Origin of the sequence: Algoriphagus sp. (genome assembly GCF_024305035.1) — a bacterium.
Lineage (GTDB): Bacteria > Bacteroidota > Bacteroidia > Cytophagales > Cyclobacteriaceae > Algoriphagus.
The window spans coordinates 176,983-179,444 of sequence record NZ_JAMWZB010000001.1 but is presented as its reverse complement, the minus strand read 5'-3'; the positions used below and the strand labels follow the sequence as shown (position 1 = coordinate 179,444).

The 2,462-nt window shown below is 42.9% G+C and carries 1 protein-coding gene; it reads right to left on the bottom strand.

Features of this window, described 5'->3' with window-relative positions; translation table 11 throughout:
• The coding region (locus Q0L00_RS00775) for a hypothetical protein (RefSeq protein WP_297334944.1) at positions 1-2,462 on the bottom strand (2,462 nt) is incomplete at both ends.

The following is a 2,462-nucleotide window of genomic DNA, read 5'->3' as shown; positions in this document are numbered from 1 at the left end:
TCTCCGGTGATCGCGTATAATCTAGGAACACAGGATCCATTTTCACAGAAATATCCCGGAGGACAGGAAATTCCTTCACATTCAAGCGTTTCCATTTCGATAACCAAATTGGAATTGCTCGCTAAAATCGGATCCGTGGTGATGGAACTATAACCTGCAGCAGTAAATTGCAATTGTTCGCCTGAATCAATGACTACTTGGTACTGCCCATTTTCGGATGTGGTGAAAAGCGTTTCACCTCCAGAAGCCAAGCTGATGGAAACATTCTCAAGGTTTTCGAGGGAATTGAGATCCGTAACCCTCCCTGTGATAATTATTGGATCCTCTAAACATTGCCCTTGATAACAAACCGTCCCCTCAGGACAGTTAGTCACCAAGCACAAATCATCAGGTTCCAAACACAGACCGTCTCCTACACAGATAGTTCCAGGAGGACAATCCTGATTACTTACACAATTAAACCGACATTCCCCATAAAATTCCTGACTTCCAATCGGACAATAAATCCCGCTTTCGCCTGTCTCCAATGAAATGAGTAAGTCCAAAGATCCTACCCTCAAGTCAGGTAAAACTTCTGCCACATAACCTGTTTTTGAAAAATAAAGGTCTTCGCCACTCTTAATTTTGATCATGAAATAGCCCGATTGATCGGTTTTTTCAAAGATGACAGGACCACCAAACTCCCCTGATGGTTCCACTTTGACATCTGCAATAGGTTCTCCAGAGAATTTATCAACTACATGGCCTGCTAAGTAGATGGTTTCATACTCACAAATCCCCGAATGACAGACTTGGTTCTCTGGACAGGATATCTCGCAGTCGGGGATTAGAACTATTTCAAGATAGGTTCCCAAGGCTGCTACAAAAACATAATTAAGGTCTTTATAACCAATCTTTGAAATCTGTAAGGTTTCTCCATCTTTATATTCCCCAACAATCTCCAAGCTTCCATCACCATCCTCTGACAAACTTGTGATCCCTACAATTTCGCCTAATTCGTTTTTAATCAACACATTTGGGAGAAGAACACCATCTGGATCTGTCACCAAAACTGTAAGCTGATAGGTAGGCTCAAAGCACACTCCCTGAAAACAATCGAATCCGTCGGGACAGCTGGTACAAGCACATGGGTCTGTCTCGGTTTCTACAGTAACACTCTCTTGCTTAGAACAGCCATTCTCATCCGTAATCAATACCGTGTAGCTAGTGGTAGAAGTAGGTGCAACTGAGATGGAAGAGGAAGTCTCTCCAGTACTCCATTGATAGCTTACTCCTCCGCTTGCATCTAATTGGACAGGTACTCCCGGGCAAGTCAGCAAGTCTGCGGTGATTGTTGTTTCAGGAGTCGGATAGTGCTCCGTGACCAAGGTAAGTTCGTTGTTGCTTTCATTAGTGTCCTCCGGATAGTCCAAAAATACCCGGATTTCGTAGGTTCCTTTTTGGGAAAGATCAAGGGAATTGACAAATTGATACTCATCAATCGTTTGGTTGGGATCTTGAAACCTCTCATTAACATCCTCTAATAGAACCGTTTCTCCATTGATGGCTATACCCAACTTAAAATTGCCGATGGGTGGACTTGAAAACCGTTCTAGCCTGACAATTGGAAAAATAGGTTTTGTAAGATCACAATCTGACTGCAAGCCCAGTACTTCAATAACCCCAATGTCCAATAAAGATTCGGTTTTGACCGAAGAGGTGTAGGGAGGAGCCATAAAAATGGGGCCTCGGTCTGTCAAAGCAGCTTCGTAGAAAGCAAAGAAATAATTCTGAGCAGGCTCCAAACCAGAAAGGTCAAAGGATTCTAAATCTCCATTAAAAACGACAAAATTCCCCTCTCCCAATTCATCCCCTTGAGCAAATACTCCACTTTCGGAGTAACTATTAAAATCACTCGGACCGGCATCCACCGATTCTCCCTTTTTGGCCAAGACTAGTCTGGAGCTTCCATTTCCTTTTGTAAATTCGACAGTGAGAGACTCCGAAGTGATATTTGAATAGGTGGCATTGGATACTTGCACGGTCGGTCGCTCGCCAAAGGTCTCCAAAGAAAATGCATATCCGGGACGAAGGTATTGTTTGGCGCTACTCCCGTTATATTCGAATAATGCAAAGTGATAATTTGTCGATTGTTCCAGACTATTCACATTTACATTATTTCCGGTACCAGTATATAAAACATAGTTTTCTGTCCCTATTTCTCTTAGCCCATAGGTGGAAGAAGAGGAATAATTTTGAAAATCCTGTGGTTCTACATTGACCGGTCCATCTTTTCTTCCAATCAAAATTCGATTGGTGCCATCCCCCCTAGTCCATGAAATATTGAGCGAGGTATTGCTTCTGCTACTTGTAAAGGCATTACTTGATTGAACCGTCGGGCTCGAAAGTGTACTACCCGTTCCAGCCAAATAGGGATCGGTGAGGTAAAAAGTCTCTGCATCTACTCCATTGTATTCAAATAC